Origin of the sequence: Gordoniibacillus kamchatkensis (assembly GCF_000829455.1) — a bacterium.
GTDB classification, from domain to species: domain Bacteria; phylum Bacillota; class Bacilli; order Paenibacillales; family NBRC-103111; genus Gordoniibacillus; species Gordoniibacillus kamchatkensis.
The window spans coordinates 1-5,943 of the sequence record NZ_JXAK01000125.1; the positions used below are offsets into that span (position 1 = coordinate 1).

At 58.1% G+C, this 5,943-nt stretch carries 3 protein-coding genes and 2 pseudogenes; all 5 read left to right on the plus strand.

Annotated elements, in window-relative coordinates:
* A pseudogene (locus SD70_RS39025) lies at window positions 1-474 on the plus strand (SAF domain-containing protein); the annotation flags it as partial.
* Window positions 475-485: 11 nt separating this feature from the next.
* Window positions 486-1,193: a hypothetical protein gene (locus SD70_RS32220; protein ID WP_041052763.1), complete on the plus strand. Its 708-nt coding sequence runs from the start codon at window positions 486-488 to the stop codon at window positions 1,191-1,193.
* A gap of 33 nt (window positions 1,194-1,226) precedes the next feature.
* The gene (locus SD70_RS32225; protein WP_041052765.1) at window positions 1,227-2,072 is read left to right on the plus strand and encodes a MinD/ParA family ATP-binding protein; all 846 of its coding nucleotides are present in this window, start codon (window positions 1,227-1,229) and stop codon (window positions 2,070-2,072) included.
* A pseudogene (locus SD70_RS32230) lies at window positions 2,069-3,939 on the plus strand (pilus assembly protein CpaF). The gene SD70_RS32225 and the pseudogene SD70_RS32230 overlap by 4 nt, the downstream one beginning before the upstream one ends.
* The coding region (locus tag SD70_RS32235) for a hypothetical protein (protein ID WP_041052767.1) at window positions 3,929-5,943 on the plus strand (2,015 nt) is incomplete at its 3' end. The pseudogene SD70_RS32230 and the gene SD70_RS32235, both read left to right, overlap by 11 nt.

A 5,943-nucleotide genomic window follows, 5' to 3' on the forward strand; every position in this document is an offset into this window, starting at 1 on the left:
CCGGGCTTGCAGGAAGCGGCGGCGGTCAATTATCCCGCCAATCCGAAGGTGTTAGACTTGATGGCGCATGATCCGAACCTGCTCGAAAAAGCGACAACCGAGCTTGCCCGCCAGCTTCGCACGACACTGGACGGCAATCTGAAGGCGATGAGCGAGTCGGATAAACTGCGCGTAACGAGCGGCAGCGTAACGGTTCAGCAGCAACTGCAAAACGAACGGATCGTCACGCGGCAAGGCAATGCCATGCATGAGGCGACCCCATCGCCGCCGCCGGCAGGCGCAACGGCTACGGTCGATCAGGAACCGCCAGCTGCGCAGCCGCTGCCCACCTCTTCCGTTCCGACAACGACGAGTGAGAATCGGTCGGAAACGTCAGCGGAGTCTACATCATCTGTTTCAACAGAACCGGCGCCAGCTTCGTCGTCTGGAGAGTCTGCAAAAGTGGATAAATTGGAGCAAATTTTTAATCAGTGAAGGAGGCCGTCATGAAAAAAGTCGTATTTTTCGGCGCGCCGGACAAAAGCCATCTGCTCCTTGTGCTGGGCAAGCTGCTCATGGCGATGGAGCGAAAGGTGCTGATCGTGGATTCCACCCTTGCCCAGTCCATGCAAGGCTATTTGCCGCGAGCGGATTTTGGCTGTTCGCTGCGGGAGTTTGAAGGCATCGATGTGGCGACCGAGCTCATCACGCCAGCGCAATTGGAACGTTCTTTGTTTCAAGCCGGTGGCGAAACAGCATACGATGTCATGCTGCTCGACACCGATCACACCGAATTTGTGAAAGGACGGGATTTGCCGGGCTATGACAAGCGGGTTTGGTGCAGCAATTGGAGCCGGCTCGGCATGCATAAAAACGCGGAGCTGATGCAGCGGCTGTGCCTTCACGAAGCGGAAGGCCAGCCGCTTTCGTTTTACAAACTGATTGCACCCACCTTACCGACCGCCATACCCGAGTCGTATATCGATTCACTGCTGCCGCAGGGGGCAGTGCGCTGGGTAGACACCGTGTTCCGCTTTCCGCTGGACGAACGGGATATGTCGGTCGAACTGGACAACCAGCATCATGGCCGCATCGACATCAGGCGGCTGTCCGGGACGTATCGCCGGACCGTGCTGGACATGCTGCAACAGTTGTTTGACTGCGATGCCAAAACGGCACGGCGGGCATGGGCGCGCTCCCGAAAGCGCGCGTAAATTTGGTAATGTTGCACGAAAGGAGATGAAGCAATGGGTTTTACCGTGGTGTTTTGGAGTCCGCTTTCGGGACAGGCCGGTACGACGAGCAACCTGATCGCTGCCGCGGCGCTGCTCGGACTCGAATATTCCTCGCGCCTTTTGCTGCTTGGGCATTTGCAAAGCGAATACGCGGCCATCGAACGCGGCTTTTACCCGAGACGTTCCTGGATGAGCAAAGCGGACGCCCCGTCTGACGCGGGCATCGACGCGCTGCTCAGGCTGCTTAAAAACCGCAAGCTGGAACCGAACAGGTTGCGGGATTACACGCTGCCGCTGCTCGCCGACCGGCTCGACATCCTTCCGGGATCGAACAAGCCGGATGCATCGTTTGTTTCATCCGCACAGGACTGGCTTGCGCCTCTTTTGGAACTGACAAGGCGCGCTTACGATCTGGTATTGCTGGACGGCGGAAGCGGCAACCTGTCGGCGTGGACACAGGCGCTGCTGCGTCAGGCGAATTTGCTGGTTGTCTGTCTGCCTCAAAATGGGCTCAAGCTGGAGCAGGTCTTTCCGCTGGTGGAGGCGCAGCTTCAGTCCGACCGGAAGCATTTGCTTGTATTCGGACAATATGACCCCGGGTCGGCGTTGACCGTCAAAAACATGAAGCGCCATTTTCATCGGCGGGAGCCTGCGTACCCGATTGTCCATAATACGGGCTGGCTGGATGCGACCCAACAAGGAGAAGCTATCCGTTTTTTATTTCGCAACCGACAGGTGCCGCGCGGTCATGAAAACTCACTGTTTATGCAGCAAGTGCGGACATTGGCGCAGGCGCTCATCAACAACGTCGGACTGAACAAGCCTCTTTTCGGCGGGAAGGAGGACGATGACCGATGATGTTCGCGCTGAACGCTATGATTCTGACGGGCATCCTTATTGCGATCGGCGTCTTGCTCTATTTGCGTTTGAGCCGCCGCTTGCCGGAGCAGCCGGACGAAAGACCGGTCTACACGCTGGAAGCGATGACCGCGTTTGTGAAAGAAGCACTGCACGAGATGACAAGCAGCAGCCTGATCGACTTCGGCTTGTCGGAAGAAGAATACCGCCGTCGCAAAAACAAGCGCGCGGAACTGAAAAAAGCGCTGCGGGGCTGCACGTCCGGAGATTTGCGGGACAAGGCGTATGTGAAGCAGGTAATCGCCGATTTGCTCGAACAGCGCTACAATCTGGACGACAATAACCTGAATCGGCTTCTGCCGTTTGACGATCCGAAAGACTTGTCGCCGCAAGATCAGTTTGACATCCTGCTCTATCTGTTTAAGAAACAACATCGGTTGAGAGCGCTGGACGAACTGATCCGCCAATACGAGCTGGATCGTCCCAAGCTGAGCCTGGATGACGAAGAGACCGAGTCGTACCGGATTACTGCCGACGAAATCCGCGACATCTACAAGCAGGAAGTGCGCAAGCTGTCTGCCGAGGACAAAACCCAGATCGTTGTGCAGCGGATCTACCAGCAGTACAAAGGGTTTAGCGTCATCGACGAAATCCGCGACATGAAAATCGACGGCGTATCGGGCGGCGTCTCCGGCATCCCGCCTTCGATGTGGGAAGGCGAGTGGAGCCTGGAGGAAGAAGCGCTGCTGCGCGAGGTGCCGAGGTCGCATGACAGCGTGTGGCTGTTTTATAAAGGGAAATCTATCCATTTAAGCTTTCTGTCCTTCGGCTCGGAGCAAGAGCTAAGGCGCGTGTGCCAGAACGTGTACAAGCATAATTTTCCCGGCCAATTGTCCGAGGCGAACGGCTTTAAGGTGAACGAAATGGCTGATGGCTCCCGCGTCGTCGTGCTGCGCCCCCGGTTCAGCGAATCGTGGGCTTTTTTTGTGCGCAAATTCGATGTGCAAAACGCCACGCTGGAACAATTGATCCAGGATGATAACGCCGAGCTTCCCATCGGGCTGATCCGATATCTCGTCATGGGCGAGCGCATTACGGCCATCACCGGCGCGCAGGGCAGCGGCAAAACGACGCTCTTGATGGCGATGGTGCGCTACATTCCGGCCATCTTGCCGATCCGGGTGCAGGAAATGAGCTTTGAGCTTCAGCTTCGGAAAATTTACCGGGGACGCAACATTTTAAGCTTGCGGGAAACCGAAACGATCTCCGGGCAGGACGGGCTGGACATCCAGAAAAAAACGGACGGCTCGGTCAATATTTTGGGAGAAGTGGCGACGACCCGGTTGCGGCCTGGATGGTGCAGATGGCGCAGGTCGCTTCGCTGTTCACCTTGTTTACGCATCACGCCAAAACGTTCCGCGACCTCGTCTATTCGCTGCGCAACTCGCTGCTGAAGACAGGGGTGTTTACGAACGAAAAAGTGGCCGAGCAGCAGGTCGTCAGCGTCATCAACTTCGACATTCACCTCAGGCGGGACGCGGACGGACATCGCTACATCGAACGGATTACCGAATGCGTCCCGGTGGAGCAGGAGATGGCTTATCCGGAGACGTTCCGCCACAAAACGACGACCGAGGAGAAAATGACGGCGTTCATGGAGACGATGCTGGAATATTTCCGCCGCTCGACGGACCGACCGCTTTACGTCGCGCGGAACGTCATCGAGTACCGCGACGGACGCTATGTCGCCGTTCATCCGTTGTCCGAGCGAAACCGCAAGGAAATCGCCGCATGCCTCGCCGGGCCGGACCAGGCGGCGTTCGAAGCGTTTTTGGCGGTTCACTGGGGGGATCGCGATGAGGCTTGAATGGCTGTCCCTTTTGCTGGGCGCCGCGACGGTATTGTTTCTCGCGATGGTGGCTGCGTTTCAATGGGTATCCCGCCACGGTTCGGACGTGGAGGCCGTTCGGCGGTATGAAGCGCTGCGCAAACCGGGCAAAGCCGGCAAGAAGCAAACGATGTACAGCGTGTTGCAGCAGCTGTATCGCGTTTGCGAACGCGTGCCGATGCTGCGCGCTTATTTGCTTCATATTCGCAAACGAATGACCATTCTCCAGCTTGGCGACGAATGGAAGCTGCGGCTGGAGACGGTGAAGACGGCGCTCCTCATATGGGGCGTGCTGCTTGCGGCGGCTGTTCCGCTGGCGCTCGGCGTGCGCGACCCGGCCGCGCTCGGCATGATGGGCATCGGCTTCTGGGTTGGCCACGGAATCTTTTCGGACAACCTGGTCCATCGGTTGGAGACGCAACTGCTCCGGCAACTCCGGCATTTTTTTTCGGATGTGCGTCATCATGTTCATCGTCATGGCATGGTGGAAGAAGCCATATATGAAGCGGCGGACGGCGCGCCGTATGAGATGGCGCTGCACGGACATGAAATATACGAAGTGCTCACGGCAAGCGACGCCGAGCAGCGGCTGGCGCAATATATCGAGAGCGCGCCGAACCGCTATTTGCAGGGCTTGGCCGGGCTGTCGCATCTGGTGAAGGAATACGGCGACAAACGAACCGCAGCCGGTTCCGTGTACTTGAAGGCGCTCGGGAAGCTCGCAACCGAACTGAATCTGGAACTGCTGCGACGCGAGCGCCTCAGTTTCCTGTTGCAAGGACTGACCGCCATCGCGCTGTTGCCGCTGCTGTTTACCCGGCCGATCGAAGCTTGGGCCAGCCATTACTTTCCGGCCATGGACGCCTTTTATGCGAGCACGACCGGCTGGATCGTGAAAATTGGCCTGATGGCGGTCGTATGGCTGTCCTACGTCCTGCTGCGGAACATTCAGGAGCTGGACGCGAGTCCAAAACCAACCGGCCGAAAAAGATGGGAGAAACGGGTTTACGAATGGCCGTGGATGCGCTGGCTTGTGCATCGTTTCGGTCCCGCCCCCGGTTCCCGGGAAGCTGACCGCATGGTCAAGCTGCTTAAAGACACCGCGTCGCCGCTTCGGCTGGAATGGCTCTATGTGCAGCGCATCGTGGCGGGGGGCATGGCTTTTCTGGCTGTGCTCGGGATGTTTATAGCGCTTCATGCCGCAAGCCGGCATCAAATCCTGCATGCGCCGGTAAAGCCGGGCATCCTGTTCGGCCAACTTTCGCCGGAGGAGGAAGCCAAGGCGCGCGAGGCGGCGGCGCTCGATCGCCGTATCATCGATCGCGTAAAGGAGGTGAAGCACCGCACCGAAGAAACGGTGATGGCCCTGCTCCGCAGCGAATCGCCAGCAACAAACAAGGACGATCAGCTTCGCGCCGCGGCTCGGCGTATTATGGGCAAGCTCACGAAGCTGGACCATCAGTATGTGAAGTGGTGGGAGGCGCTCCTCGCCGCTCTCGCGGGATGGGGCGGCTACGCCATGCCGGTCGGCGTTCGGATGTTCCAGCGACGCATGCGGCAGATGGAGATGAAGCATGAAGTGGACCAACTGCATGCCGTCATCGCCATGCTGGCGGATCTGGACCGGATGTCGGTCGAGCATCTGCTCATCTGGATGGAACAGTTTGCCCGCGTGTTCAAGGAACCGCTGCAAACCTGCTTGCTCCATTTCGAACAGGGCGCGGATCAGGCGCTGGCGCAGCTGAAAGAGGATGCGCCGTTTGTGCCGTTCGTCCGCACGGTCGAAAAGCTGGAACTGGCGGCGCAAAGTTTGCCGATTCGGGAAGCGTTCGACGACCTGGAGTCGGAACAGGCTTACGCGCAGGAGCAGCGCAAACAGGAGTACGAGCAATTGATCGAGCAAAAGGCAGGCTGGGGAAAATGGATCGGGTTTGCGCCGATGATGGCCCTCATTTTCGGCTATTTGGTCATTCCGCTCGTCAT

Coding starts and splice junctions, on each gene's coding strand:
- SD70_RS32225 (WP_041052765.1), top strand. CDS start 1,227: ATGGGTTTTACCGTGGTGTTTTGGAGTCCGCTTTCGGGACAGGCCGGT.
- SD70_RS32220 (WP_041052763.1), top strand. CDS start 486: ATGAAAAAAGTCGTATTTTTCGGCGCGCCGGACAAAAGCCATCTGCTC.